Origin of the sequence: Streptomyces sp. WI03-4A (assembly GCF_033792105.1) — a bacterium.
In the GTDB taxonomy this organism is placed as follows: Bacteria; Actinomycetota; Actinomycetes; order Streptomycetales; family Streptomycetaceae; genus Streptomyces; species Streptomyces collinus_A.
Genome location: NZ_JARAUO010000041.1, coordinates 16,760 through 42,517 on the forward strand (window position 1 = coordinate 16,760; position 25,758 = coordinate 42,517).

A 25,758-nucleotide genomic window follows, 5' to 3' on the forward strand; every position below is an offset into this window, starting at 1 on the left:
CGCCGCGGCCGAAGGGCGGGCCGACCCGTGGGCCGCGGGACGGGCCGCAGCGCTGAGCCCGGCCGGGCGGTGAGCCTGATCCGGCGATGAGCCTGATCCGGCGATGAGCTGGGCTCCGGCGGTGCGTCCGGCTTGGCTGACAGCCTGACCCGACGGTGAGCCCGGCTCCGGCGGCCGGTGTCCCTGCCCCAGCGATCAGCCCGCCCCGGAGGCGATCCCGCCCCAGCGGCAAGCGCCCGCCGGCTCCTCACCGTGCCCCGGGTTCCGCCTCGTGGCACAGTCGTGGTGGGGCCGGAACCGAGCCCCGCCGTTCGCGCCGTCCGCGTCTGCGCGCGGGCGGAGCGGGCAGATCGGGCGGGTCGGGCGGACGTCGGTCACGGGCAAGGTTCGCGACACCGGCCGGACACCCATTGTTCCGTGTCCGTCAGGCGGACCGGGCGGGCGGAAGGCACTGGGTGCCGGATACGGTGGTGACACCATGAGCGCTTCGCAGACCTCCGAGGTCCCCACTCTCCTCGTCAAGATCTTCGGCAAGGACAGGCCGGGCATCACGGCCGGCCTCTTCGACACCCTCGCCGCCTACGCCGTCGACGTCGTCGACATCGAGCAGGTCGTCACCCGGGGCCGCCTGGTCCTGTGCGCGCTGGTCACCCACCCGCCGGCCGGCGTCGAGGGCGACCTGCGGGCGACGGTGCACAGCTGGGCCGAGTCGATGAAGATGCAGGCGGAGATCATCTCGGGACACGGCGACAACCGCCCCCGAGGTCTCGGGCGCTCTCTGGTGACGGTGCTCGGCCACCCGCTCACCGCCGAGTCGACGGCCGCCATCGCCGCCCGGATCGCCAAGGCCGGCGGCAACATCGACCGCATCTTCCGCCTCGCCAAGTACCCGGTCACCGCAGTGGAGTTCGCCGTCTCCGGCGTGGAGACCGAGCCGCTGCGCACGGCCCTGGCCTCGGACGCGGCGGCACTGGGTGTCGACATCGCCGTCGTCTCCGCAGGTCTGCACCGGCGCGCCCAGCGGCTGGTGGTCATGGACGTGGACTCGACCCTCATCCAGGACGAGGTCATCGAGCTGTTCGCGGCGCACGCCGGGTGCGAGGACAAGGTCGCCGAGGTGACGGCGGCGGCGATGCGCGGCGAGCTGGACTTCGAGCAGTCGCTGCACGCGCGCGTGGCGCTGCTGGAGGGGCTGGACGCCTCGGTGGTGGAGAAGGTGCGCAACGAGGTCCGGCTGACGCCGGGCGCGCGCACGCTCATCCGCACCCTGAAGCGCCTCGGCTTCCAAGTTGGCGTCGTCTCCGGCGGGTTCACCCAGGTCACGGACGACCTGAAGGAGCGCCTGGGGCTGGACTTCGCGCAGGCCAACACGCTGGAGATCGTCGACGGCAAGCTGACCGGGCGGGTCACCGGCGAGATCGTGGACCGCGCGGGCAAGGCGCGGCTGCTGCGCCGGTTCGCCGCGGAGGCCGGGGTCCCGCTGGTGCAGACGGTGGCGATCGGTGACGGCGCCAACGACCTGGACATGCTGAACGCGGCCGGTCTCGGTGTCGCCTTCAACGCCAAGCCGGTGGTCCGGGAGGCCGCGCACACGGCCGTGAACTTCCCCTTCCTGGACACGGTGCTCTACCTGCTGGGCATCACCCGGGAAGAGGTCGAGGCGGCCGACACCCACGACGAGGGCTGAGCCGCCCCGCGGCGGCTCAGCGCTCCGGACGCGAGGAGGGCCCGGCACCACGGGGTGCCGGGCCCTCCTGTCGTGCGTGCCGTCACTCGGAGGGCGCCCAGTAGTCCGTCAGGGTGGCGACGCCCGGCTCCAGGCTCTTCCAGGTGCCGTCGAAGGTGAGCACGGCGAAGCCGGCGGCGGGGAAGCCTCGGCGGTTCATCCGCTCCCGGGCGTCGCCCTGGGAGTCGCCGGCCAGGACCTCGGCCAGGCCGTGGATGCCCGGGTTGTGGCCGATCAGGATCGCGTTCCGCACGTCGTCCGGAATCTCGTTGAGCACGGCGATCAGCTCGCCGGGCGAGGCCTCGTAGACCCGCTCCTCGTAGTGGGTCTTCGGCCGGTGAGCGAGTTCATGGACGGCGAGCTTCCAGGTCTCGCGGGTCCTGACCGAGGTGGAGCACAGGGCAAGGTCGAAGGTGACGGCGGTGTCGGCCAGCCTGCGTCCGGCGACGGCGGCGTCCATGCGGCCCCGCTCGGCCAGCGGGCGCTCATGGTCGGACACCTGGGGCCAGTCGGCTTTCGCATGCCGGAAGAGGACGATCTCACGGGGTTCTGCGACGCTCATGAGATCCAGCTTCGCATGAAACAGGCCACCCGGCGCAGGGAGTTGACATGCGATTTCACCGGATGTGCGGGCTCGGTGTCAGCGTGCGAGGAACTGCTGCACGCGTTCGAGGAGCTGGGTGATCGCGGGGTCGCCGCTCGCCGCGTGGGCCTGGGACGGGTTCAGTATCAGCGCGAACAGCATGATGAAGGCGAGTGCCGGCAGGGCGAGCGCCCACCAGCGCAGCCGGATGTCGACGCCACCGCCCGAAGGCGCCGGGTGGGGCCGGGAGTGGGTGCGGGCCGGCATGTCGCCTCCGTGGGTCGTCGAGCGGTTCGGGCCGCCTGTCGCGGTCACATCTCGAAGCTACGGAATCCGGGGCCGCCAACCCATCCGGTGACCCACCCACTTGACCCTGACCCTGGCCCCCTAGGGGATGGTGGGGCCACCCCCACCATCGGGCGCCGCGACCGGGCCGGGCGGGGTGGGGTCAGGGCGAGGCGATCGTCGCGATGATGGCGATGATCACGAAGATGGCGAGGAACGAGCCGAAGACGAGCAGCATCTTCTTCTGGCCGTTCTGGGGGTTCGGGTCGAGCACGGGCATGCGGTCAGTGTCCCACCTGCCGCGCCCGCCCCTCACCCCGGGGTGCGGCCCGGGTCAGCGTGCCGCCGCCGCCTCGTCCTCGACGACGCGGTCGCGGCCGGCCAGGAAGCCCACGACCATCTGGGGCAGCATCAGGGCCGCCATCAGGGCGATCGGCAGGCCCCAGCCCCCGCTGTGCTGGTAGAGGACACCGACCAGCAGCGGTCCCGGGATGGAGATCAGATAGCCGGTGCTCTGGGCGAAGGCGGACAGCTGCCCCACGCCGGGGCCGGTCCGGGCGCGCATCCCGACCATCGTCAGCGCCAGCGGGAACGCGCAGTTGGAGATGCCGAGCAGCACCGCCCAGGCCCAGGCGCCGCCGGCCGGGGCGAAGTACAGGCCCGCGTACCCGGCGAGGCCGCAGGCGCCCAGGACCAGCACGATGGGCCCCTGGTGGGGCAGCCGGGTGGCCACCCGCGGGATGACGAAGGCCAGCGGCACGCCCATCACCATGGTGACGGCCAGGAGGATGCCCGCGGTGCCGGCCGGGACGCCGGCGTCGCGGAAGATCTGCGCCATCCAGCCCATGGTGATGTAGGCGGCGGTGGCCTGGAGCCCGAAGAAGACGGCGAGCGCCCAGGCGGTGCGGCTGCGGGTGATGCGCAGCGGGGCCTGCTGCCGCTCCCCCGCCGGGCTTCCGGGCCCAGGGGCGGGAGCCGGGGAGGGTTCAGGGGCTGCTGCCCGGCCCCGCACCAGCGGCAGCCAGGGCAGTACGGCGGCGGCCGCGAGCCCGGCCCAGACGGCGAGGCCGGGGCGCCAGCCACCGCCCAGGACGTGGGTGACGGGCACCGTGAGCGCGGCCGCGGCGGAGGTGCCGAGGGCGAGGGCCATGGAGTACAGGCCGGTCATGGAGCCGACCCGGTCGGGGAACCAGCGCTTGACGATGACCGGCATGAGCACGTTGCTGACGGCGATGCCCATCAGGGCGAGCGCGCTCGCGGCCAGGAAGCCGGCCGTGCCGCCCGCGTAGGGCCGTATCAGCAGGCCGGCGGCGATGGCGACCATGCCGGCGCAGACCACGGCGGCCGGTCCGAAGCGGCGGGCCAGCCGGGGCGCGGTGACACCGAAGACGGCGAAGCACAGCGGGGGCACGGAGGTGAGCAGTCCGGCCACGCTGCCGCTCATGCCGAGCCCGTCGCGCACCTCCTCCAGGAGCGCGCCGAAGCTCGTGATGGCCGGCCGGAGGTTCAGCGCGGCCAGCACGATGCCGACCACGACGAGCCGGGTCGCCCACGCGCGCGTGCGGGGTGTTTCGTCTGTGCGCGCGACGGTGGAAGCACCGCGTTCGGTCGAAGGCATCGACGTACGGGTGTCCACGGTCCGCGTTTCCTCACCAGCCATGTCGACCATCATAGAATCATGGGATGATTGGTTGTCCATTCCCGGGGTCTCTCCTCCCCGGCCCAGCGTGCGAAGGTGTGCCATGCCCCTGAGCCACCCGCGCCGGTCGGCGCTGTCCGAACAGGTCATCGCCGAGCTGCGCAACCAGATCGCGTCCGGCGAGTGGCCGGTCGGCTCCCGCATCCCCACGGAGCCCGAGCTGGTCGAACAGCTCGGGGTGGCCAGGAACACCGTGCGCGAGGCCGTTCGCGCCCTCGCGCACAACGGGCTGCTGGACATCCGCCAGGGCTCGGGCACGTACGTGGTGGCGACGAGCGAGCTGGCGGGCGTGATGCACCGCCGGTTCGCGGACGCCGACCCCCGGCACATCGCCGAGCTGCGGTCGACGCTGGAGTCGGCGGCGGCCCGGCTGGCCGCCGAGCGGCGCACGGAGAAGGACCTCAAGCAGCTCGACACGCTCCTGGTGCGGCGCGAGGAGGCGTGGGAGACCGGCGACGCGGAGGCGTTCGTGACGGCCGACGCGACCTTCCACCTGGCGGTGGTGGCCGCCTCGCACAACGACGTCATGACGGCGATGTACGCCGACCTCGGCGAGGTGCTGCGGGACTGGCTGCGCGCGGACGTCGGCGCCGACCTGACGCCGGAGACGTACATGGAGCACACCCGGCTGGTGGACGCGATCCGCACCGGCGACGCCGAGGCGGCCGCCGCCGAGGCCGCGAGCTACCCGTTCCTGTGCCGGCCGGGACGGTTCAGCGCGCCTTCTGGTGGCTGATCCACGCCGAGCGGACCTCCTTCCAGCAGCGCCCGGTCAGCCGTACGGTCATGGCGGCCGCGGCGTCCGCCGGGGCGCTGTCGGTGTCGATGTCCCACCAGCGGGCGCACTCGATGTGCAGCCGAACCCGGTCGGTGTCGACGTAGGGGTTGTGGCAGTAGGCCACGACGTGGGAGCCGTGGACGGCGGTGCGGCAGGCGGCGCCGAACAGGCGCGGCGCGGGCGGCTTGCCGTCGGACACGCGCGCGTGGGACATCGCGTCGTACGGCAGTGACAGGACGAGGGCTACGGCCACGGTCACCGGGGCCAGGCTGCGGGACAGGCGCACAAGGGGACCTCCTCGGCCGGGCTGCGGAGGGAAGGCGCGGGGCGCGGGGTGAACCCGTAGTCCAGAGTGGCCCGCCGGCCCCGGGTGCCGCCCGGCCGGATGCGCCGAACGAGTGACGCCCCGCTCCCCGCGCGGTGCGGGGAACGGGGCGTCGGGCTCGGGGCCGGGATCAGGCGCCGATGGCGTGCAGACCGCCGTCCACGTGGACGATCTCGCCGGTGGTCTTCGGGAACCAGTCGCTCAGCAGGGCGACGACGCCGCGGCCGGCCGGCTCCGGGTCCTTCAGGTCCCACTCCAGGGGCGCGCGGCTGTCCCAGACGGACGCCAGCTCCGCGAAGCCCGGGATGGACTTGGCGGCCATGGAGCCGATCGGGCCGGCCGAGACCAGGTTGCAGCGGATGTTCTGCTTGCCCAGGTCGCGCGCCATGTAGCGGCTGGTGGCCTCCAGGGCGGCCTTGGCCGGGCCCATCCAGTCGTACTGCGGCCAGGCGTACTGGGCGTCGAAGGTGAGGCCGACGACCGAGCCGCCGTTCTGCATCAGCGGCAGGCAGGCCATGGTCAGCGACTTCAGGGAGTACGCCGAGACGTGCATGGCGGTGGCGACCGACTCGAACGGCGTGTTCAGGAAGTTGCCGCCGAGCGCGTCCTGCGGGGCGAAGCCGATGGAGTGGACGACGCCGTCGAGGCCGCCGAGCTCCTCGCCGACGACGTCCGCGAGGCGCCCGAGGTGCTCGTCGTTGGTGACGTCGAGCTCGATGACCTTGGTGGGCTTCGGCAGCTTCCGGGCGATGCGCTCGGTGAGCGTGGGACGCGGGAAGGCGGTGAGGATGATCTCGGCGCCCTGCTCCTGGGCCAGCTTGGCGGTGTGGAAGGCGATGGAGGACTCCATCAGCACACCGGTGATCAGGACGCGCTTGCCCTCGAGGATTCCGCTCATGGTGATCAGTGACCCATTCCCAGTCCGCCGTCAACGGGGATGACGGCTCCAGTGATGTACGAAGCGTCGTCCGAGGCGAGGAACCGCACCGCCGCGGCGATCTCCTCCGGCTGCGCGTAACGGCCGAGCGGCACCTGCGAGACGATGCCCTCGCGCTGCTGCTCGGTGAGCACCTTGGTCATGTCGGTGTCGACGAAACCGGGCGCGACGACGTTGAAGGTGATGTTGCGCGAACCCAGCTCACGGGCGAGGGAGCGCGAGAAGCCGACCAGGGCGGCCTTGGAGGCGGCGTAGTTCGCCTGGCCCGCGGAGCCGAGCAGGCCGACCACCGAGGAGATCAGTATGACGCGGCCCTTCTTGGCGCGGAGCATGCCGCGGTTGGCGCGCTTGACGACGCGGAAGGTGCCGGTGAGGTTGGTGTCGATGACCGAGGTGAAGTCCTCCTCGGACATGCGCATCAGGAGCTGGTCCTTGGTGACGCCGGCGTTGGCGACCAGGACCTCGACCGGACCGTGCTGGTCCTCGATCTCCTTGTAGGCCTGCTCCACCTGCTCGGCGTCGGTGATGTCGCACCGGACGGCCAGGAAGCCGGCCGGCGGCTCACCCGAGCGGTACGTGATCGCGACCTTGTCGCCGGCGTCGGCGAAAGCGCGGGCGATGGCGAGGCCGATGCCCCGGTTTCCTCCGGTGACGAGAACCGAGCGGCTCAACGGATCACCCTTTCGATAGCGGTCTGCAGCGGTCCAGCACCCGCCCGAACACCTCGATGACAGGCGGCTTCATCGAAAACCTATCGGTAGCGCCCCTCCCGCGGGGAAGCGGGCACCGACAGTGGCTGAAGTGCGTCGCTGTCGGGTCCCTACAGAAAGGACGCGGCGCCGTACCGAAACCTGTGGTCCGCCGGGCCGGTCCCGCGACATGATCGGAGGCGACAGGCCACGACAGCAGGGAGACCTCGGTGCCTCATTCCATCGACGAAGCCTTCACGGCACTTCCCCTAAGGGCCCTGGCCGACGCCGCGCTCGCGCGTGCGCGGGCGCTGGGGGCCGAGCACGCGGACTTCCGGTTCGAGCGGGTGCGCAGCGCGTCCTGGCGGCTGCGGGACGCCAGGCCGGCGGGTTCGTCGGACACCACCGACCTCGGGTACGCGGTGCGGGTCGTGCACGGCGGGACGTGGGGCTTCGCGTCCGGGGTCGACCTGAGCCTGGACGCGGCCGCCAAGGTCGCCTCGCAGGCGGTGGCCATGGCGAAGCTGTCCGCACAGGTGATCAGGGCGGCGGGGTCCGAGGAGCGGGTGGAACTGGCCGACGAGCCGGTGCACGCCGACCGGACGTGGATCTCGTCGTACGAGATCGACCCGTTCTCGGTGCCCGACGAGGAGAAGGCCGCGCTGCTCGCGGAGTGGAGCTCCCGGCTGCTGGCGGCGAACGGCGTGAACCACGTGGACGCCTCGCTGCTCACCGTGCACGAGAACAAGTTCTACGCGGACACGGCCGGGACCGTGACCACGCAGCAGCGGGTGCGGCTGCACCCGCAGCTCACGGCGGTCTCGGTGGACGAGTCGAGCGGCGAGTTCGACTCGATGCGGACCATCGCGCCGCCGGCCGGGCGCGGCTGGGAGTACCTGACCGGGACCGGCTGGGACTGGGACGGCGAGCTGGAGCGGATGCCGGAGCTGCTGGCCGAGAAGATGCGGGCGCCGAGCGTGGAGCCGGGGCTGTACGACCTGGTGGTCGACCCGTCCAACCTGTGGCTGACCATCCACGAGTCCATCGGGCACGCCACCGAGCTGGACCGGGCGCTCGGTTACGAGGCCGCCTACGCCGGCACCTCCTTCGCCACCTTCGACCAGCTCGGCAAGCTGAGGTACGGCTCCGAGCTGATGAACGTGACCGGCGACCGCACCGCCGAGCACGGCCTGGCGACCGTCGGCTACGACGACGAGGGCGTCGAGGCGCAGTCCTGGGACCTGGTGAAGGACGGCACGCTCGTCGGCTACCAGCTCGACCGCAGGATCGCCAGGCTGACCGGTTTCGAGCGGTCCAACGGGTGCGCGTTCGCCGACTCCCCGGGCCACGTCCCGGTGCAGCGCATGGCCAACGTGTCGTTGCGCCCCGACCCGGCCGGGCTGTCCACCGAGGACCTGATCGGCGGCGTCGACCGGGGCATCTACGTCGTCGGCGACCGGTCCTGGTCCATCGACATGCAGCGGTACAACTTCCAGTTCACCGGGCAGCGCTTCTTCCGGATCGAGAACGGGCGGATCACCGGGCAGCTCAAGGACGTCGCCTACCAGGCCACGACCACCGACTTCTGGGGCTCGATGGCGGCGGTCGGCGGTCCGGGGACGTACGTGCTGGGAGGCGCCTTCAACTGCGGCAAGGCCCAGCCCGGCCAGGTCGCCGCCGTGTCCCACGGGTGCCCCTCCGCCCTGTTCAAGGGCGTCAACATTCTGAACACCACGCAGGAGGCCGGCCGATGAGCGCCCGTACCCACAAGCCGCACGAGGTCGTCGAGCAGGCGCTGGCGCTGTCCCGGGCCGACGGCTGTGTCGTCATCGCCGACGAGCACTCCACCGCCAACCTGCGCTGGGCGGGCAACGCGCTGACCACGAACGGTGTCACCCGCGGCCGGACGCTGACGGTGATCGCGACGGTGGACGGGCAGGAGGGCACCGCCTCCGGGGTCGTCTCGCGGTCCGCCGTGACCGCCGAGGAGCTGGAGCCGCTGGTGCGGGCCGCCGAGGCCGCGGCGCGGGGTGCCGGGCCGGCGGAGGACGCCCAGCCGCTGGTCGACGGCGTCCCGGCGTCCCCGGACTTCACCGACGCGCCCGCCGAGACCTCCTCCGCCGTCTTCGCGGACTTCGCGCCCGCGCTCGGCGAGGCCTTCGCACGCGCGCGTGCCGGCGGCCGCGAGCTGTACGGTTTCGCCAACCACGAGCTGGTCTCGACGTACGTCGGCACGTCCACCGGACTGCGGCTGCGGCACGACCAGCCCACCGGCACGCTGGAGCTGAACGCCAAGTCCCCGGACCGCACCCGCTCGGCGTGGGCGGGCCGGTCCACCCGGGACTTCAAGGACGTCGACCCGGGTGCCCTGGACGCCGAGCTGGCCGTGCGCCTCGGCTGGGCCGAGCGGCGGGTGGAGCTGCCGGCGGGCCGGTACGAGACGCTGCTGCCGCCGACCGCGGTCGCGGACCTGCTCATCTACCAGCTCTGGTCGGGCTCCGGCCGGGACGCGGCCGAGGGCCGGACGGTGTTCTCCCGGCCGGGCGGCGGCACCCGGGTCGGCGACCGGCTGAGCGAGCTGCCGCTGTCGCTGCGCAGCGACCCGAACGAGCCGGGCCTGGAGTGCGCGCCCTTCGTGGTCGCCCACTCCTCGGGCGGCGACCAGTCCGTGTTCGACAACGGGCTGCCGGTGCGGCCCACCGAGTGGGTCGACGAGGGGGTGCTCAAGAGCCTGACCACCACCCGGCACAGCGCGGGCCTCACCGGCCTCCCGGTCGCCCCGGTGCTCGGCAACCTGATCCTGGACGGCGGCCGAGACCGCTCGCTGGAGGACATGGTCGCGGACACCGAGCGCGGGCTGCTGCTGACCTGCCTGTGGTACATCCGCGAGGTGGACCCGGCGACGCTGCTGCTCACCGGGCTCACCCGGGACGGCGTCTACCTCGTGGAGAACGGCGAGGTGACCGGGCAGGTGAACAACTTCCGGTTCAACGAGTCGCCGGTGGACCTGCTCGGCCGGGCGGTGGAGGCCGGGCGCACCGAGAAGACGCTGCCGCGCGAGTGGAGCGACTGGTTCACCCGGGCCGCGATGCCCGCGCTGCGGATCCCCGATTTCAACATGAGCTCTGTCAGCCAGGGCGTATAACCTCGTAGGCGGCTGTCACCCGACCGCCCCAGGATCACCGAGGAGACACGAGAACCGTGACGGACATCGTCGACGAGCTGAAGTGGCGTGGGCTGTTCGCCCTGTCCACCGACGAGGACGCCTTGCGCAAGGCGCTCGCGGACGGTCCCGTCACGTTCTATTGCGGCTTCGACCCGACGGCGCCGTCGCTGCACGTGGGGCATCTGGTGCAGGTGCTCACCGTGCGCCGGCTCCAGCAGGCCGGGCACCGGCCGCTGGCGCTCGTCGGCGGCGCGACGGGCCTGATCGGCGACCCGCGCCCGACCGCCGAGCGCACGCTGAACGACCCGGAGACCGTGGCCGGCTGGGTGGGCCGGCTGCGCGGCCAGATCGAGCCGTTCCTGTCCTTCGAGGGCGAGAACGCGGCGGTCATGGTGAACAACCTCGACTGGACCGAGGGCCTTTCCGCGATCGAGTTCCTGCGGGACATCGGCAAGCACTTCCGCGTCAACAAGATGCTGACCAAGGACTCCGTGGCCCGCCGCCTGGAGTCCGACCAGGGCATCAGCTACACCGAGTTCAGCTACCAGATCCTGCAGGGCATGGACTTCCTGCAGCTGTACCGGCGGTACGGCTGCACGCTCCAGCAGGGCGGCAGCGACCAGTGGGGCAACCTCACGGCCGGTCTCGACCTGATCCACCGGCTGGAGCCGGACGCCGAGGCGCACGCCCTGGCCACGCCGCTGATGACCAAGGCGGACGGCACCAAGTTCGGCAAGACCGAGGGCGGGGCCGTCTGGCTCGACCCGGAGATGACGACGCCGTACGCGTTCTACCAGTTCTGGCTGAACGTGGACGACCGTGACATCTCCAAGTACATGCGCATCCTGTCCTTCAGGTCCCGGGAGGAGCTGGAGGAGCTGGAGCGGCAGACCGAGGAGCGTCCGCAGGCCCGCGCCGCGCAGCGCGCGCTGGCCGAGGAGCTGACGACGCTGGTGCACGGCGCCGACCAGACGGCCGCCGTGATCGCCGCGTCGCGGGCCCTGTTCGGCCAGGGCGAGCTGGCGGAGCTGGACGAGCGGACGCTGGCGGCCGCGCTGTCGGAGGTGCCGCACGTGCGGGTCGCCGAGCTGGGCCCGGTGGTGGACCTGCTCGCCGAGGTCGGCCTGGTGGCGAGCAAGTCGGCCGCGCGCCGGACGGTCAAGGAGGGCGGCGCCTACGTGAACAACGCGAAGGTCACCGCCGAGGACGCCGTCCCGGCGAAGGAGGACCTGCTGCACGGGCGGTGGCTGGTGCTGCGGCGCGGGAAGAAGAACCTGGCCGCGGTCGAGGTCACCGGCGCCTAGGCGCGGAGTACGTGACGGAGGGCGGCTCCCAGCGTGGGGGGCCGCCCTCCGCCGTGTCGGTCGCCGGGCCGGTGTCCGGCGTCGGGCCGGTGTCCGGCCGTCCGCTGTCAGGCGCGTTGTCTCCGCTTGCCCAGGGTCGCCATGTAGAGCATGTCGACGGCGAAGACGATGATGATCGCGGCGATGAGCTGGAAGGCGTGCCGGCTCCAGTCGATGCCCCGGGTCGTCTCGACGCCGAGGGCGCGGGCGATGGCGTTGCCGACGATGGCGCCCAGCATGCCGCAGATGGTCGTCAGCCAGAGGGGGCTGTGCTGCTTGCCCGGGATGACGGCCTTCGCGATGAGGCCGAGGACGAATCCCACGATGATCGCCCACAACCAGCCCATGGCTGCCTCCTCGTACGGCTCGACGTGAGCATTGCTGCCAGTCTCGGCCGCTCCCCCGGGCGCCGCATGTCGGCCGCGGCCGTACGCGGCACGGCCGGCGGCGTGCGCGCGGTACGTGGGGCGACCCGGTCTCGTGGACGGTGCGGTCGCGGCGTAACGTGGGAGTGTCCTGGGCCCGGTTCCCCGCCGGACGGGACGCGAGTGCGGGCCGGGGAGTCCGATGCGGGCGGATGGTGGGAAGTGACGCGGAAGCAGCACGGCGGCGTCGAGGTGTTCCGGATCACCGGGGCCCGGACCGGGCTGGCCGAGGACGTGCGGGGCCGGCAGCGGCGGTACGTCATCTCCATGACGGTCCGCACCGCCTCGGTGATCCTGGCGGCCACCCTGTGGAACGTCGAACGGTACGTCGCGATCGTGGCGCTGGTGCTGGGCGCGGTGCTCCCCTACATCGCCGTGGTGATCGCGAACGCGGGCCGGGAGCGGCCGCCCTCCCTTCCGTCGACCTTCGTCACCGCGCCGACCCGGCCGATGATCACGCCGCCGCAGCCGCGGGAAGAGGGCGCGCGGGCCGATTCCGTAGCGGGGGACGTGCCGCCCGATCCGGCCGCGGGAACGCGGGGCGAACGGCCCGGAGGGGCGTGACCACGGCGGACACGGGAAGGCTGCCGGAAGCGGAAGACCGACCGCCGCCAAGCTCAAGAAAAGCTCAGATCAATCGTGCTGTTCCGGTGCCGGGCGGCGGGTGACCCATGACATACTGCGTACGCGCTCCGCATCCCCCGTCGGAGCGACGGACCGACGCCGGGCAGCTCCCCCCGTGGCTGCTCGGCGTCGCCTTGTGCGCACCTTCTCTGTGAGACGAATCCGTGAGTGAGACGCCCATCTGTTCCGCCAAGGGCTGCCGTGCCGACGCCGTATGGGTGCTGGCGTGGAACAACCCGAAGGTCCACACGCCGGAGCGGCGCAAGACCTGGCTCGCCTGCGAGGAGCACCGCGAGCACCTCGCGCAGTTCCTCGGGGTCCGCGGCTTCCTGAAGGACGTCGTCAGGTTCGAGGACTGGGAAGCGCGCGAGGACTCCTAGCCGCCGGCCACCGGCTTCGGTCGGCAGCTAGCCGCCGATCGCGGACATCGGCCGGTCCGGCTGGACGAACGACGGGTCGTCGAGTCCCGCTCCCGCCTTCTTGCCCCACATCGCCGTGCGCCAGAGGCGGGCGATCTCCTCGTCGGGGGCGCCGGAGCGCAGGGCCGCCCGCAGGTCGGTCTCCTCGGTGGCGAACAGGCAGGTGCGTATCTGTCCGTCGGCGGTCAGCCGGGTGCGGTCGCAGGCGGCGCAGAACGGGCGGGTGACCGAGGCGATCACACCGACCCGGTGCGGGCCGCCGTCCACCAGCCAGCGCTCCGCCGGTGCCGAGCCGCGCTCGTCGGCGCCCTCGGGGGTGAGCTCGAAGCGGGTGCGCAGCGAGGCCAGGATGTCCCCGGCGGTGACCATGCCGTCGCGCTTCCAGCCGTGCTGGGCGTCCAGCGGCATCTGCTCGATGAACCGCAGTTCGTAGTCGTGCTCGACGGCCCAGGCCAGCAGGTCCGGGGCCTCGTCCTCGTTCAGTCCCGGCATCAGGACGGTGTTGACCTTGACCGGGGTGAGGCCGGCCTCGCGGGCGGCTCTCAGTCCCTCGATCACGTCCTTGTGCCGGTCGCGCCGGGTGAGCGTCTTGAAGACGTCCGGGCGCAGGGTGTCCAGCGAGACGTTGACGCGGTCGAGGCCCGCCGCCTTCAGCGCGGACGCGGTGCGCCCGAGACCGATGCCGTTCGTCGTCAGGGACGTCCGGGGCCGGGGCGCGAGGGCCACGACCCGCTCGACGATGCCCACCAGGCCGGGGCGGAGCAGGGGCTCACCGCCGGTGAAGCGGACCTCCTCGACGCCGAGCAGGCGTACCGCGATGTCGATGAGGCGGACGATCTCGTCGTCCGTCAGCAGGTCGGGCTTGGCCAGCCACTGCAGGCCCTCCTCCGGCATGCAGTAGGTGCAGCGCAGGTTGCACCGGTCTGTCAGCGAGACCCTCAGGTCGGTGGCCACTCGGCCATAGGTGTCGATGAGCACGTGGGCCCCCTCCCTCGTTCCGGAACACTTATTCTCCCGTCACCTGCGAGCCTACGTGAGAGCGCCGACAACGACAGCGGCCCGATCCCACGAGGTACGACGCGGCCGCGTCGTAGGACCGTACAGTCCGGTACGACGCGGCCGCCCGTAGGAACGTCAATGGGCTCCGGTGCCGGTCAGGGACCGCACTTCGAGCTCCGCGTACTTACCGGTGTCCGGGACCTCCTTCGACAGCAGGGTGCCCAGGGCGCCGAGGAGGAAGCCGACCGGGATCGAGATGATGCCCGGGTTCTCCAGCGGGAACCAGTGGAAGTCGACGTCGGGGAACATCGAGGTCGGCTTGCCGGACACCACCGGTGAGAACAGCACCAGGCCGACCGCGGTGACCAGGCCGCCGTAGATGGACCAGAGGGCGCCGGCGGTGGTGAACCGCTTCCAGAACAGGCTGTAGAGCAGGGTCGGCAGGTTGGCGGAGGCGGCGACCGCGAAGGCGAGGGCGACGAGTCCGGCGACGTTGAGGTCGCGGGAGAGGGCGCCGAGGACGATGGAGACGGCGCCGATGCCGACGGTGGCGTAACGGGCCGCGTTGATCTCCTGTTTCTCGGTGGCCTGGCCCTTCTTGATGACGTTGGCGTAGATGTCGTGCGCGAAGGACGAGGAGGAGGCCAGGGTCAGGCCCGCGACGACCGCGAGGATCGTGGCGAAGGCGACCGCCGAGATGGTGGCGAGCAGGATCGCGCCCCAGTTGGAGTCGGTTCCGCCCAGGTGCAGCGCGAGGAGCGGAGCCGCGGTGTTACCGGCCTTGTTGGAGGTGATGATCTCGTCGGGTTTGATCAGCGCGGCCGCGCCGAAGCCCAGGGCGAGGGTCATCAGGTAGAAGGCGCCGATCAGGCCGATCGCCCAGATGACGGACTTGCGGGCGGCCTTGGCGGTGGGGACGGTGTAGAAGCGGATCAGGATGTGCGGCAGGCCGGCGGTGCCGAGGACCAGGGCGATGCCGAGCGAGATGAAGTCCAGTTTGGTGGTGCCGGAGGCGCCGTACTTCAGCCCGGGCTCCAGGAACGCGGAGCCCTTGCCGCTGTTGTCGGCGGCCTTGCCGAGCAGGTCCGAGATGTTGAAGTGGAACTTCAGCAGGACCAGGAAGGTCAGCAGCACGGCGCCCGCGATGAGCAGCACCGCCTTGACCATCTGCACCCAGGTGGTGCCCTTCATGCCGCCGATGGTGACGTACACGATCATCAGCAGGCCGACGAGGGCGACGATGCCGATCTTTCCGCCGTCGCTGGTGATGCCGAGGAGCAGCGAGACCAGGACGCCGGCACCGGCCATCTGGGCGAGCAGGTAGAAGATCGACACGACGATGGTCGAGGTGCCGGCCGCCGTCCGCACGGGGCGCTGGCGCATGCGGTACGCCAGCACGTCGCCCATGGTGTAGCGGCCGGAGTTGCGCAGCGGTTCGGCGACCAGCAGCAGGGCGACCAGCCAGGCGACCAGGAAGCCGATGGAGTAGAGGAAGCCGTCGTAGCCGAAGAGGGCGATGGCACCGGCGATGCCGAGGAAGGACGCGGCGGACATGTAGTCGCCGGAGACGGCGAGGCCGTTCTGGAAGCCGGTGAACTGCCGGCCGCCGGCGTAGAAGTCGGCGGCGGACCGGGTCTGCCGGCCCGCCCAGACGGTGATGACGAGGGTCGCGGCGACGAACACCGCGAACAGCGTGATGATCAGCGGCCGGTGCTCGCTCGCCTCGCCGGCGGCGAGCAGGGTGTGCTGTGCGGGGCTCATGCTCCGCCCTCCATCCGGGACTTGATGGCCTCGGCCTTGGGGTCGAGGTCGGCGGCGGCGTGCCGCGCGTACCACCAGGCGATGAGGAAGGTGGTGAGGAACTGGGCGAGGCCCAGGACGAGGGCGACGTTGACGTTGCCGGCCACCTTGGTGCCCATGAAGCCGCCCGCGTAGTTCGAGAGCAGGACGTACAGCAGGTACCAGGCGATGAAGCCGATCGTCAGCGGGAAGGCGAACGAGCGGTGGGAGCGGCGCAGTTCACCGAACTCCGCGCTCTGCTGCACCTCGGTGAACTCCTCGGTGGAGGGAAGGTGGGCTTGGGGTTTCGCGGGGGGCGGTGTCTCGGTGGCCACGGAGTCTCCTCGCGTTGCGGACATGCGCTTCGGATCTCACTGGAACGGGAGACCACGCTACAGCCAGTCATCGGTCGACTCCCCGGCGTGATTCCCGTGGAGGGCCTCGATCCTGGTGGGCCCTCCGTCCACGGTCACGGCGCCACGCGCGGTGCGGTTCAAGTCGGCCGCGCCCTTTCGTGGATCAGTGCGGGCCGCGCCCTTTCGTGGATCAGTGCGGGGAGATAGCTTCGGCCTGGCACCACCCGTCATGTACCTGCCCGAGCACCACCTGTGTCTCGGGCGGTTCCGTATCCGGATGATGTGGAGATCCCATGGCTCATCTGCGTTCCAGACGCCGACTCGCGCTCGCCGTGCCGGTCGTGCTGTCGCTGACCGCCTCGCTCGGCTTCCTGCCGACGGCGGCCTCGGCGTCGACCCCGGCTGCCGCGACGGCGCGGACTGCGGACGGCCCGAACCTCGCGTATGTGGTCAACACCTCGACGGACCACCGCACGGTCGAGTCGGTGACGCGGGCGATCACGCGCAACGGCGGCACGGTGGTGGCGAGTTACGACCGGATCGGTGTGATCGTCGCGCACTCCGCGGCCCCCGACTTCGGCGCCCGGATGCGTGCGGTGCGGGGCGTGGACTCGGCGGGCGCCACGCGCACCGCCCCGCTGGCCCCGGCCGGAACGACGGACGAGGGCGCGGTGCGGGTCCTGTCCAAGGCGGAGGCCGCGAAGATCACCAAGGGTGCGGCGCCGGGCGAGGAACCCCTCGAGGCCGACCAGTGGGACCTGCGGGCGATCGGTGCGGACAAGGCCGCCACGATCAACCCCGGAAGCCGGAACGTGACCGTCGGTGTGATCGACACGGGTGTGGACGACACCCACCCGGACATAGCCCCGAACTTCTCCGCCTCCCAGTCCGCGAGCTGCGTGAGCGGCAAGGCGGACACGACGTACGGCGCCTGGCGGCCGGCGGACGCCGACCACTACCACGGCACCCATGTGGCGGGCGAGATAGCCGCGGCCCGCAACGGCATCGGCGTGGCGGGCGTGGCGCCCGGGGTGAAGGTCGCGAGCATCACGGTGGCCCAGCCGGACGCGACCTCGCTGTTCTACCCGGAGAGCGTGGTCTGCGCGTTCGTGTTCGCGGCGGACCACGGCATCGAGATCACCAACAACAGCTACTACGTCGACCCGTGGCTGTACAACTGCATGGACGATCCCGATCAACGTGCCATCGTGGACGCGGTCAACAGGGCCCAGCTGTACGCACAGCGCAAGGGCACGCTCAACGTGGCCTCGGCCGGCAACTCGGGTGACGACCTCGACTCGCACGCGATCCAGGACGACTCCAGCCCCGACGACTCGACCGCCGTGCCCCGTACGGTCGACCCGCACAAGTGCTTCGACGTGCCGACCCAGTTGCCCGGCGTGGTCACCGTGAGCGCGGTGGGCGTCAAGGGCGCGAAGTCGTACTACTCCAGCTACGGGCAGGGCGTCATCGACGTGGCCGGTCCGGGCGGCGACAAGTACCAGATCCCGGACACGCCGTCACAGAACGGCCGCATCCTGTCCACGCTGCCGAACGACCAGTACGGCTTCCTCCAGGGCACGTCGATGGCGTCCCCGCACGTGGCCGCCGTGGCCGCGCTGCTGAAGTCGGCGCACCCGCACGCCACTCCGGCGCAGCTGCGGGCGCTGCTGAAGGCGCAGGCGGACAACCCGGGCTGCCCGGACGGACCCTACGACTGGAACGGCGACGGGGTCGTGGACGCCACCTGCGTCGGCGGCAAGCGCGTCAACGGGTTCTACGGCTTCGGTGTCGTGAACGCGCTGCGTGCGGTGCGCTAGGGCGACGGGGCCCGCCGGTCTGCCCGACGCCGCCATGTACACCGATCCGCCTTCATATTGATTGAATCAATAATGCATGCTTAACGCATGACCAATCAATATGCAGCGTGGACGGCGCTCGGCGGTGACCCCGCCCTCCTGCCGGCCGTCACGGCCGTCGGGCGGGCGGGGACGCTGCCCTCGAGGCTTCCCGTGCGGGAGCTGGCCCGCGCCTGCGTGGGCGCGTGCGCGCTGGCCGCCGCCGAACTCGGGGCGCGGCGGACCGGGCATGCCGAGGTGCCCGGGGTGCGGGTGGACGACGGCGCGGTGGCCGCCGCCTTCCACAGCGAGCGGCTGCTCCAGATCGACGGGCGGGCGCCGGTCGCCTTCGCTCCCCTGTCGCGGTTCTGGCGGACGGCCGACGGCTGGGTCCGCACCCACGCCAACTATCCGCACCACCGGGCCCGGCTGCTCGGCGCCCTGGACCTGCGGCCGGACGCCTCGGCGCCGGACGTCGCCGGCGTGCTCGCCGGTCGCTCCGCCCTGGAGGTGGAGGAGACGGTGTACCGCGCGGGCGGTCTCGCCGTCGCCTTGCGCACCCCGGCGCGGTGGGCGGCGCACGAGCAGGCCGCCGAGGTCGCCGCACGGCCCCTGGTCGAGAGCGAGCGGCTGGCCCCGGCGTCCCCGCGCGTGCTGCCGCCGCTCGACCCGGCCGCCGCTGCCCTGCTGCCCGCCGCCGGGCTGCGGGTCCTGGACCTGACCCGGGTACTGGCCGGTCCGGTCGCCACCCGCACCCTGGCGCTGCTCGGCGCCGACGTGCTGCGGCTGGACGCACCGGGGCTGCCCGAACTGCCGGACCAGCACGCCGACACGGGGTTCGGCAAGCGTTCGGCGACGCTCGACCTCGGCGCCGACCGGGACACTTTCGACGAGCTGCTGGCCTCGGCGGACGTCGTGGTCACCGGCTACCGGCCGGGCGCCCTCGACCGGTTCGGGCTGTCCCCGCGCGCGCTCGCCGAGCGGCGCCCGGGGCTGGTCGTGGCCCAGGTCTCGGCGTGGGGCGGGTACGGGCCCTGGGGCGGGCGGCGCGGCTTCGACAGCCTGGTGCAGGTCGCGACGGGCATCGCGGCGACGGAGGGGACGGCCGGCGAGCCCGGCGCGCTGCCCGCGCAGGCGCTGGACCACGGCACCGGCTACCTGCTGGCTGCGGCCGTCCTGCGGGCGGTCACCGAGCAGTCGTACGACGGACACGCCCGCGGGGTGCGGCTGGCGCTCGCCCGGACCGCGCTCTGGCTGACCCGGGAGGTCCGGCCGGAGCCGGCGGCGGACGACGCCGGGTACCCGGGCCCGGTCCCCTGGCTGGCCGAGACGGACAGCCCCCTCGGCCGGCTGCGGCACGCCCTGCCGCCGGTGTCCTTCGCAGGCGGCCCCACCGACTGGGCACGGCCTCCCGTGCCGTGGGGCACGGGCCCGGCCACCTGGGACTGAACGCCGAGCCGGGCCCGGCCCCGGCCGGAGACGTCCGGGCCGGGGCGGTGCCGTCACGCCCGCCGGGCGGCCGGCCGGACGTCACCCGCCGTTGGTCACGAGCACCTTGAGCGCGGTGCGCTCGTCCATCGCCTTGTAGCCCTCCGGGACGCCCTCCACGCCGACGGTCATGTCGAAGACCGGCGAGGGGTCGATGGAGCCGTCGAGGACGTCGGGCAGCAGCTCGGGGATGTAGGCGCGGACCGGCGCGACGCCGCCGCGCAGGGCGATGTTCCGGTCGAACATGACGCCGAGGTCGAGGCCGGTGCCGCTGCCGTGGGGCACGCCCACGAAGCCGATGGCGCCGCCGTCGCGGGTGATGTTCACGGCCGTGCGCATGGACTGCTCGGTGCCGACCGCCTCGACGACGGCGTGCGCGCCCTGGCCGCGGGTGAGCTCGCGGACGGCCTCGACGGCCGCCTCGCCGCGCTCGGCGACGACGTCGGTGGCGCCGAACCGGCGCGCGATGTCGGTGCGGACCTCGTGCCGGCCCAGCGCGATGATCCGCTCGGCGCCCAGCCGCTTGGCGGCCAGCACCGCACACAGGCCGACCGCGCCGTCGCCGACGACGGCGACCGTGGCCCCGGGGCGCGCGCCCGCGCCGAGGGCGGCGTGGTGGCCGGTGCCGAGGACGTCGGAGAGGGTCAGCAGGGCGGACAGCAGGTGGTCGTCGGAGGCCGCCTCCTTGGGCAGCCCGACGAGGGTGCCGTCGGCGAACGGCACGCGCACGGCCTCGCCCTGCCCGCCGTCGTAGCCGACGGCGCCCCAGAAGCCGCCGTGCTCGCAGGAGGTCGTCAGGCCCTCGCGGCAGTAGTCGCAGACGCCGTCGGACCACATGAAGGGCGCGACCACCAGGTCGCCGCGCCGCACCGTGGCCACCTCGGAGCCGGTCTCCTCGACGACGCCGAGGAACTCGTGCCCGATGCGCTGGCCCGGCTGCCGGGCCGCCTCACCGCGGTACGCCCACAGGTCGCTGCCGCAGATGCAGGAGCGCAGCACCCGCACCACGGCGTCGGTGGGCAGCTGCACCATGGGGTCGGGCACGTCCTCCACGCGCATGTCGTACGGGGCGTGGATGGTGGTGGCGCGCATAACGAGGGTCCTTCTCGTGCGGGGAGTACTGCGACGCGCCCAGGGGGTGGTCGGGCGCACTTCACGGTACGCCGCCGCGTTCCCCGGCCGCTCATCGAGGTGCCCGGTGACGGCGGCGGCCGCCCGGCGCGGGCCTCACACCCCGGCCGCGCCCAGCAGTCTCCCGGTGACGTAGGTGACCAGCATCGCGAGCGCGCCGCCCAGGACGTTGCGCAGCACCGCGCGCCGGGGGTCGGCCGCCCCGAGCCGGGCGCTGCTCCAGCCGGTGAGGACGAGCGCGGCCAGCACGGACACCACGGTGACCGGGAGCCGCCAGGCGGCCGGGGGCAGCACGATGGCCAGCAGGGGCAGCAGCGCGCCCACGGTGAAGGCCAGGAAGCTGGCCCAGGCCGCGTGCCAGGGGTTGGTCAGCTCGTCCGGGTCGATGCCGAGCTCCACGCGCGCGTGCGCCCTGAGCGCGTCCCGCGCGGTGAGCTGTTCGGCGGCCTCCCGGGCCACCCCCCGGGACAGGCCGCGCACCCGCAGCATCTCGGTCAGCTCCTCCAGCTCGGCCTCCGGCTGCTCGCGCAGCTCCCGTTTCTCCACGGCCAGCGCGGCCATCTCGGAGTCGCGCTGGGTGGACACCGAGACGTACTCGCCCGCCGCCATGGACATCGAGCCGGCGAGCAGCCCCGCCAGGCCGGCGGTGAGCAGGGCGGCCCGGTCCTCGGTGGCGCCGGCCACGCCTACGACCAGGCCCGCGGTGGAGACGATGCCGTCGTTGGCGCCCAGCACGGCCGCGCGCAGCCAGTTCAGCCGGATGCCGAGCGCGCCCGCGTGGGCCTCGTCGTGGGTGGGTTCCGTCACAGGACGGAGGATCGCATCCCGGCTGCCGGACCGGTGGCACCGGCGCCCCGGGCCTTCACCACACCCGCACCGACGCCCCCCGGGCGAAGAGCGGGCTCGTCGCGTCGGCCGGCGGCTCGCGCAGCGGCTCGGCGATCTCGGCCACGGTCGGGCCCACCCGGGCCGCTATCGGGTCCAGCAGGCCGAGGTCGAAGCCGTAGACGCGGGCCGCGTTGCCGCCGAGCAGGGCCGTCAGCTCCGCGCGCGGGACGTCGGCGCAGGCGTAGCGCAGGCCCTCGCGGGTGTAGGGGTAGGTGCCCTCGTCGTGCGGGTAGTCGCTGCCCCACATGATCTTGTCGACGCCGATGCGGTCGCGCAGCGGGACCTCGTGCGGGCGCATGAAGCTGGCGCCGACATAGCAGTTGTCGTGCCAGACCTCGGAGGGCGGCCGGCCCATGCCGGCGGCGAGGCCGGCGCCGAACCTGGCCTCGGCGGTGGCGCTCCGGGAGGCGGCCGCGACGAGGCGGCCGTGGTAGTAGTCCAGCATGTCGAGGACGCCGGGGATCCAGCCGGAGCCCTGCTCGGTGAGGACCAGGCGCAGTCCCGGGTGGCGGCGGAAGGCGCCGCCGAAGACGAGGTGCCAGAGCGCGCGGTGGGAGAACCAGGTCGTCTCGACCATGAAGACCGCGCGGGCGGCGGGTTCGTCGCCGAGCGGCGGTGAGGCCGAGCCCGCGTGGTGGTTGACGGGGACGCCGAGTTCCGCGCAGGCGGCCCAGATCGGGTCGTAGGTGCGCGAGTACAGCTCGGGCAGTCCGCTGCCGGGCGGGGTGCCGGGCAGCATCAGGCCGCCCTTGAGGCCGGCCGCGGCGGCCCAGCGGATCTCCCGGACGGCCTCCTCGACGTCTCCGAGGAGGATCTGGAAGACGCCCGCGCGGCGGCCGGGCGCGGCGGCGCAGAAGTCGGCGAGCCAGCGGTTGTGGGCGCGCAGTCCGGCCCAGCGCCGTTCGAAGTCCTCGGTGGTGGGCGGCGGGGCCATGAGGGAGCCGGACGGGAAGAAGGGCGGGATCGTGTTGGGGAAGACGACCTCGGCGACGATGCCGTCGGACTCCAGCTCGGCGAGGCGCCGTTCCGAGTTCCAGTTCCGGTCGGCGGAGTCGGCGAGCAGGTCCTCGTGGGGGTTGACGTAGGTGGCCGCCCAGAGGTCGAAGTCGTCGTGGTACCGCTTGTCCAGGTACGGCCGGTAGTCCAGGAGGTCGGCCCCGGCGTGGCAGTCGGCGGAGATCACCGTGTAGCGGTCGCTCATCGGGTCGCCCCCAGCACCGGGAAGTCGTGGCCGGTCAGCCAGTGCCGGCCGGTCTCGCGCGAGCGCGCCCAGGACGCCTCCACGGCGCTCTGGTCGGCGGGCTGGCCGAGGTCGGCGGGGGTGGGGCCGATGCGCCGGGCCAGCGGGGCGAGGGTGGGCACGTCGAAGCCGAAGACCTCGGCCGCCGCGAGGCCGAGCATCCGGCGGGTCTCGGTCACCGGGATGTCGTGGAAGGTGCGCCGCAGCCAGCCTCGGGTGTCCGGCCAGGTGCCCTCGGGGTGCGGGAAGTCGCTGCCCCAGAGGATGTTGTCGACGCCGATCTCGTAGCGCTGGGCCAGCTCGCGCCGCTTGGTGTTGGTGGCGCAGACGAAGACCTGCCGGTCGAGGTACTCGTGCGGCGGGCGGCTCAGCTCCCGGAACGGGGAGAGCTTCTTGCCGCCGTGCGCGCCGAGGTAGAGGCGGTCCATGAACCACAGCAGGTTCGGCAGCCACCAGCAGCCCGACTCCGCGATGCCGAACCGCAGTCCGGGGTGGCGTTCGAGGACGCCGGACCAGAGCAGGAACCACAGCGGCCTGGCGGGCCACCAGGTCACCTCGCTCACGTAGATGCCGAGGTGGTCGCCGTACTCCTCGCGCGGGGCCGCCCCCGAGTGGGTGAGCACGGGCATGCCGCACGCGGCGGCGGCCGCCCACACCGGGTCGTAGCGGCGGTCGTGGTACGGCTCCCTGGCGCCCCACATGGCGGGGATCATCAAGGCGCGCAGCCCGGACTCCCGGGCCCGGTGGATCTCGGCGACGACCTGTTCGACGGGGGCCGTGACGGGCAGCAGGGCGACCCCGCAGTGCCGTTCGGGGCGGGCGGAGACGAAGTCGGCGAGCCAGCGGTTGTGCGCCCGGGCGCCCGCCATGCCGAGTGCGGGGTCGTGGTCGCCGGACAGGCCGAGGCCCACGCCGAAGGGCGCGGCGGTGCGGCTGTCCACGGCGTCGGCGTCCGGGAAGACGACCTCGGCGGCCACTCCGTCCCCGTCGAGTTCCTTCAGGCGCCGCGCGCTGTCCCAGCCGCCGCGCAGTCCCTCCTCGTGGTCGTGGAACCACCGTTCGGCGAACGCCTCGTCGCGGATGCCGAGCCGTGTCATGTCCTCGCGGCGCCGGTCGCGGCCCGCGAGGAACTCGTCGAAGTCCCGGTGGAAGCGTGACTCCAGGTAGGGCCGGTACCGCTCGGTGGGCGGTCCGGCGTGGCAGTCGGAGGAGATGATCAGGTACGGGTCACGGTCGGCCACCACGACCCCCTCTCAGTCCAGGATGAAGCTCTCGAGGTACGACGGGGCGGCGCGCTCCAGCATCGAGCGCGCCCGCGCGCGGATCCGGTCGTCGCTGTGCTCGCTCGCCGGCAGCAGCCAGAACCGGTCGGCCCGGACGCCGTCCACGACCAGGTCCGCGACCTCCTCGACGGGGGTGTAGCGGACCTCGTGACCGGCCGCGCGCATGGCGGCCTCCCACTGGCCGAGGCTGCGGTACGGCGTCCTGCGGGGCCGCCGCTTGGCGTAGCGGTCGGGGCGGTTGCGGTACGACTCCCACAGGCCGGTGCGCAGCATGTGCGGCCCGGGGAAGAGCACGGAGGCGCCCACGCGCGCGTGCTCGGCCCGCAGATGGGCGTACAGGGACTCGGTCATGGTGACGACGGCGGCCTTGGTGACCGCGTACACCGAGGCGGTCGGCAGGGGTGCGATGCCGCCGTCGCCGGAGGACGTGTTGACGACGTGGCCGGGCTGCCCGGAGCCGATCATCCGGGGGACGAACGCCTGGATGCCGTGGAAGACGCCCCAGACGTTGACGGCGAAGGCCCACCGCCAGTCGTTCGGGTCGTGCTCCCACATCCGGCCCTCGGCGCCCGAGCCGACCCCGGCGTTGTTGCACAGGACGTGCACGGCGCCGTAGGTGTCGTACGCCGACTCGGCCAGGGCCACGACCTGTTCGCGCACGCCGACGTCGGTCACGCGCGCGTGCACGTCGGCGCCCCGGGCGCGCAGGCCGGCGGCGGCCTTCTCCAGCGCGGCCTCCTCGACGTCGGCGAGGACGACCTTCAGGCCCTCGGCGGCGAACCGCGCGGCCAGGGCGAGGCCGATGCCGCTCGCGGCGCCGGTGACGACGGCGACCTGTCCCGGGCGCAGGTCCATCACGTGCTCCTCTCGGGGGGTCCGTCGTGGGCCTGGAGCGGGTCGTCGTAGCGCTGGTGGACGTACGGCAGCAGGGCCCGGGCGTCGACCCGTTCGGCGACCCGGCCGCTCTGGTCGCTGGTCCGCTCGCCCGCGGTGATCTCGCGCAGGCGCAGCACCGGGAGGTCGGCGACGGGGTCGAAGGCGGACTCGCGCAGGACCACGTCGCCGGTGATCCGCTCCAGTCTGCGCACCCGTTCGTGCCGTACGCAGTGCACCAGGACGGGGTCGCCGTCGAAGCCGGAACCGTCCACTGCGGGGAGGAACTTGAAGTAGAAGTCGGTCCTGCGCGACGGCTCCGGCAGGGGCAGCGCTCCGCTCACCGTGCCGCGCACCTCCACGAAGGCGATGCCGTGCCGTTCCAGCGAGGCCCGCAGGGCGGGGCCATCGCGCTCGACGGCCACCCGGCCGAGCTTCTTGGGTTCCCCGAAGACCTCGCGGCCGCCGGTCAGGGCGCGCTCGTGGGTCATCGGCATCACCAGCGGGTACCAGCCGTCGACCGCGCCGTGGGCGGCGGCGACCGCGACGGAGCCGGCGCCGAGCGGGTATCCCGGGAGCGCGACCTCGCTGATGCTCACGCGGACGAGCGGGCTGCCGGTGGGCTTCAGGGGTGGTGGCAGCACCGCCGCGACCGCGTCGGGGTCGGTCTCCCAGAGGGCGGTCACCCCGGTGGACCAGATGTCCGGGAGCCGGGCGGCCGCCGTGCGGGTGGCGGCGGTCTCCCGTTCGGTCCGTGCGCCGTACCGTACGCGTGCCATACGCCGTACCGCCCTTCTCCCGACGTCCCTGACGCTCCCGCCGTTTCTGACGGGCCGTCATCTGTCACACAGTTACCGCAGCCGGCGAACGGGGTGAAGAGACGT

General features: G+C 72.8%; 26 protein-coding genes. 9 read left to right on the top strand and 17 right to left on the bottom strand.

The window, feature by feature from the left end; translation table 11 throughout:
* Positions 1–478: 478 nt before the first annotated feature.
* Positions 479–1,687: a phosphoserine phosphatase SerB gene (serB, locus tag PV343_RS31570; protein WP_319150461.1), complete on the top strand. Its 1,209-nt coding sequence runs from the start codon at positions 479–481 to the stop codon at positions 1,685–1,687.
* 82 nt (positions 1,688–1,769) lie between these two features.
* Here the strand turns inward: serB and PV343_RS31575 are convergent, their stop codons facing one another.
* The 4 genes from PV343_RS31575 to PV343_RS31590 all read right to left on the bottom strand — a co-directional run bounded on the left by PV343_RS31575 (position 1,770) and on the right by PV343_RS31590 (position 4,212).
* Positions 1,770–2,288 carry a histidine phosphatase family protein gene (locus tag PV343_RS31575; protein WP_317442567.1) on the bottom strand — a complete coding sequence of 173 codons (519 nt, stop codon included), beginning with the start codon at positions 2,286–2,288 and terminating at the stop codon, positions 1,770–1,772.
* Between the two features lie 78 nt (positions 2,289–2,366).
* Complete coding sequence (locus PV343_RS31580; protein ID WP_319150529.1) at positions 2,367–2,576, bottom strand: hypothetical protein; 210 nt, start codon at positions 2,574–2,576, stop codon at positions 2,367–2,369.
* Between the two features lie 181 nt (positions 2,577–2,757).
* Positions 2,758–2,874, bottom strand: a complete 117-nt coding sequence (locus PV343_RS31585) for an SGM_5486 family transporter-associated protein (protein WP_269787331.1) — start codon at positions 2,872–2,874, stop codon at positions 2,758–2,760.
* Positions 2,875–2,928: 54 nt separating this feature from the next.
* Positions 2,929–4,212, bottom strand: coding sequence for a CynX/NimT family MFS transporter (locus PV343_RS31590; RefSeq protein WP_319150530.1), 1,284 nt, complete (start codon positions 4,210–4,212; stop codon positions 2,929–2,931).
* A 124-nt stretch (positions 4,213–4,336) separates the two neighbouring features.
* On the opposite strand from PV343_RS31590, the gene PV343_RS31595 reads away from it, so the two are divergent.
* On the top strand, positions 4,337–5,029 hold the full coding sequence (locus PV343_RS31595; RefSeq protein WP_319150462.1) for a FadR/GntR family transcriptional regulator: 693 nt from the start codon (positions 4,337–4,339) through the stop codon (positions 5,027–5,029).
* Here PV343_RS31595 and PV343_RS31600 read toward each other — a convergent pair.
* From PV343_RS31600 to fabG, 3 genes are all read right to left on the bottom strand, one after another.
* Positions 5,007–5,357 (bottom strand): hypothetical protein, encoded by a 351-nt coding sequence (locus PV343_RS31600; RefSeq protein WP_319150463.1) that lies wholly within the window; start codon positions 5,355–5,357, stop codon positions 5,007–5,009. The two genes, PV343_RS31595 and PV343_RS31600, sit on opposite strands and share 23 nt — an antisense overlap.
* 169 nt (positions 5,358–5,526) lie before the next feature.
* A complete protein-coding gene (gene fabI, locus PV343_RS31605; protein ID WP_020939179.1) occupies positions 5,527–6,294 on the bottom strand; it encodes an enoyl-ACP reductase FabI in 768 nt (255 codons plus the stop codon).
* A 5-nt stretch (positions 6,295–6,299) separates the two neighbouring features.
* A complete protein-coding gene (fabG, locus tag PV343_RS31610) occupies positions 6,300–7,004 on the bottom strand; it encodes a 3-oxoacyl-[acyl-carrier-protein] reductase (protein ID WP_020939180.1) in 705 nt (234 codons plus the stop codon).
* 248 nt (positions 7,005–7,252) lie between these two features.
* Here fabG and PV343_RS31615 point away from each other — a divergent pair, with 248 nt between their 5' ends.
* From PV343_RS31615 to tyrS, 3 genes are read left to right on the top strand one after another with little or no spacing between them, the layout of a single operon-like run.
* Complete coding sequence (locus tag PV343_RS31615) at positions 7,253–8,776, top strand: TldD/PmbA family protein (RefSeq protein ID WP_319150464.1); 1,524 nt, start codon at positions 7,253–7,255, stop codon at positions 8,774–8,776.
* On the top strand, positions 8,773–10,167 hold the full coding sequence (locus PV343_RS31620; protein ID WP_319150465.1) for a metallopeptidase TldD-related protein: 1,395 nt from the start codon (positions 8,773–8,775) through the stop codon (positions 10,165–10,167). Before PV343_RS31615 ends, PV343_RS31620 begins: the two co-directional genes overlap by 4 nt.
* A 56-nt stretch (positions 10,168–10,223) precedes the next feature.
* Complete coding sequence (gene tyrS / locus PV343_RS31625; protein ID WP_319150466.1) at positions 10,224–11,492, top strand: tyrosine--tRNA ligase; 1,269 nt, start codon at positions 10,224–10,226, stop codon at positions 11,490–11,492.
* 107 nt (positions 11,493–11,599) lie between these two features.
* Here the strand turns inward: tyrS and PV343_RS31630 are convergent, their stop codons facing one another.
* On the bottom strand, positions 11,600–11,878 hold the full coding sequence (locus PV343_RS31630; protein ID WP_319150467.1) for a GlsB/YeaQ/YmgE family stress response membrane protein: 279 nt from the start codon (positions 11,876–11,878) through the stop codon (positions 11,600–11,602).
* Positions 11,879–12,118: 240 nt separating this feature from the next.
* Here PV343_RS31630 and PV343_RS31635 point away from each other — a divergent pair, with 240 nt between their 5' ends.
* Positions 12,119–12,520, top strand: coding sequence for a DUF3099 domain-containing protein (locus PV343_RS31635; RefSeq protein WP_319150468.1), 402 nt, complete (start codon positions 12,119–12,121; stop codon positions 12,518–12,520).
* 224 nt (positions 12,521–12,744) lie between these two features.
* On the top strand, positions 12,745–12,960 hold the full coding sequence (locus tag PV343_RS31640) for a hypothetical protein (protein WP_319150469.1): 216 nt from the start codon (positions 12,745–12,747) through the stop codon (positions 12,958–12,960).
* Positions 12,961–12,987: 27 nt separating this feature from the next.
* Here the strand turns inward: PV343_RS31640 and moaA are convergent, their stop codons facing one another.
* The 3 genes from moaA to PV343_RS31655 form a co-directional block, all read right to left on the bottom strand.
* Positions 12,988–13,977 carry a GTP 3',8-cyclase MoaA gene (gene moaA, locus PV343_RS31645; protein ID WP_319150470.1) on the bottom strand — a complete coding sequence of 330 codons (990 nt, stop codon included), beginning with the start codon at positions 13,975–13,977 and terminating at the stop codon, positions 12,988–12,990.
* 156 nt (positions 13,978–14,133) lie between these two features.
* Positions 14,134–15,759: a cation acetate symporter gene (locus PV343_RS31650; protein WP_319150471.1), complete on the bottom strand. Its 1,626-nt coding sequence runs from the start codon at positions 15,757–15,759 to the stop codon at positions 14,134–14,136.
* Entirely contained in the window at positions 15,756–16,112 is a 357-nt protein-coding gene (locus tag PV343_RS31655; RefSeq protein WP_319150472.1) for a DUF485 domain-containing protein, read from the bottom strand. Before PV343_RS31655 ends, PV343_RS31650 begins: the two co-directional genes overlap by 4 nt.
* Before the next feature lie 314 nt (positions 16,113–16,426).
* Between PV343_RS31655 and PV343_RS31660 the strand changes: the two genes are divergently transcribed.
* A complete protein-coding gene (locus PV343_RS31660; protein ID WP_319150473.1) occupies positions 16,427–17,953 on the top strand; it encodes a S8 family peptidase in 1,527 nt (508 codons plus the stop codon).
* Positions 17,954–18,040: 87 nt separating this feature from the next.
* Positions 18,041–19,420 (top strand): CoA transferase, encoded by a 1,380-nt coding sequence (locus PV343_RS31665; protein ID WP_319150474.1) that lies wholly within the window; start codon positions 18,041–18,043, stop codon positions 19,418–19,420.
* An 81-nt stretch (positions 19,421–19,501) separates the two neighbouring features.
* Here the strand turns inward: PV343_RS31665 and PV343_RS31670 are convergent, their stop codons facing one another.
* The 6 genes from PV343_RS31670 to PV343_RS31695 form a co-directional block, all read right to left on the bottom strand.
* Positions 19,502–20,551: a zinc-dependent alcohol dehydrogenase family protein gene (locus tag PV343_RS31670; RefSeq protein ID WP_319150475.1), complete on the bottom strand. Its 1,050-nt coding sequence runs from the start codon at positions 20,549–20,551 to the stop codon at positions 19,502–19,504.
* Between the two features lie 135 nt (positions 20,552–20,686).
* Positions 20,687–21,397 (bottom strand): VIT family protein, encoded by a 711-nt coding sequence (locus PV343_RS31675; RefSeq protein ID WP_319150476.1) that lies wholly within the window; start codon positions 21,395–21,397, stop codon positions 20,687–20,689.
* A gap of 55 nt (positions 21,398–21,452) precedes the next feature.
* Positions 21,453–22,679, bottom strand: coding sequence for an amidohydrolase family protein (locus PV343_RS31680; protein WP_319150477.1), 1,227 nt, complete (start codon positions 22,677–22,679; stop codon positions 21,453–21,455).
* A complete protein-coding gene (locus PV343_RS31685) occupies positions 22,676–23,959 on the bottom strand; it encodes an amidohydrolase family protein (protein WP_319150478.1) in 1,284 nt (427 codons plus the stop codon). The genes PV343_RS31680 and PV343_RS31685 overlap by 4 nt, the downstream gene beginning before the upstream one ends.
* A 12-nt stretch (positions 23,960–23,971) precedes the next feature.
* Positions 23,972–24,856 (bottom strand): SDR family NAD(P)-dependent oxidoreductase, encoded by an 885-nt coding sequence (locus PV343_RS31690; RefSeq protein ID WP_319150479.1) that lies wholly within the window; start codon positions 24,854–24,856, stop codon positions 23,972–23,974.
* A complete protein-coding gene (locus PV343_RS31695; RefSeq protein ID WP_319150480.1) occupies positions 24,856–25,653 on the bottom strand; it encodes an acetoacetate decarboxylase family protein in 798 nt (265 codons plus the stop codon). Before PV343_RS31695 ends, PV343_RS31690 begins: the two co-directional genes overlap by 1 nt.
* Positions 25,654–25,758 lie beyond the last annotated feature (105 nt).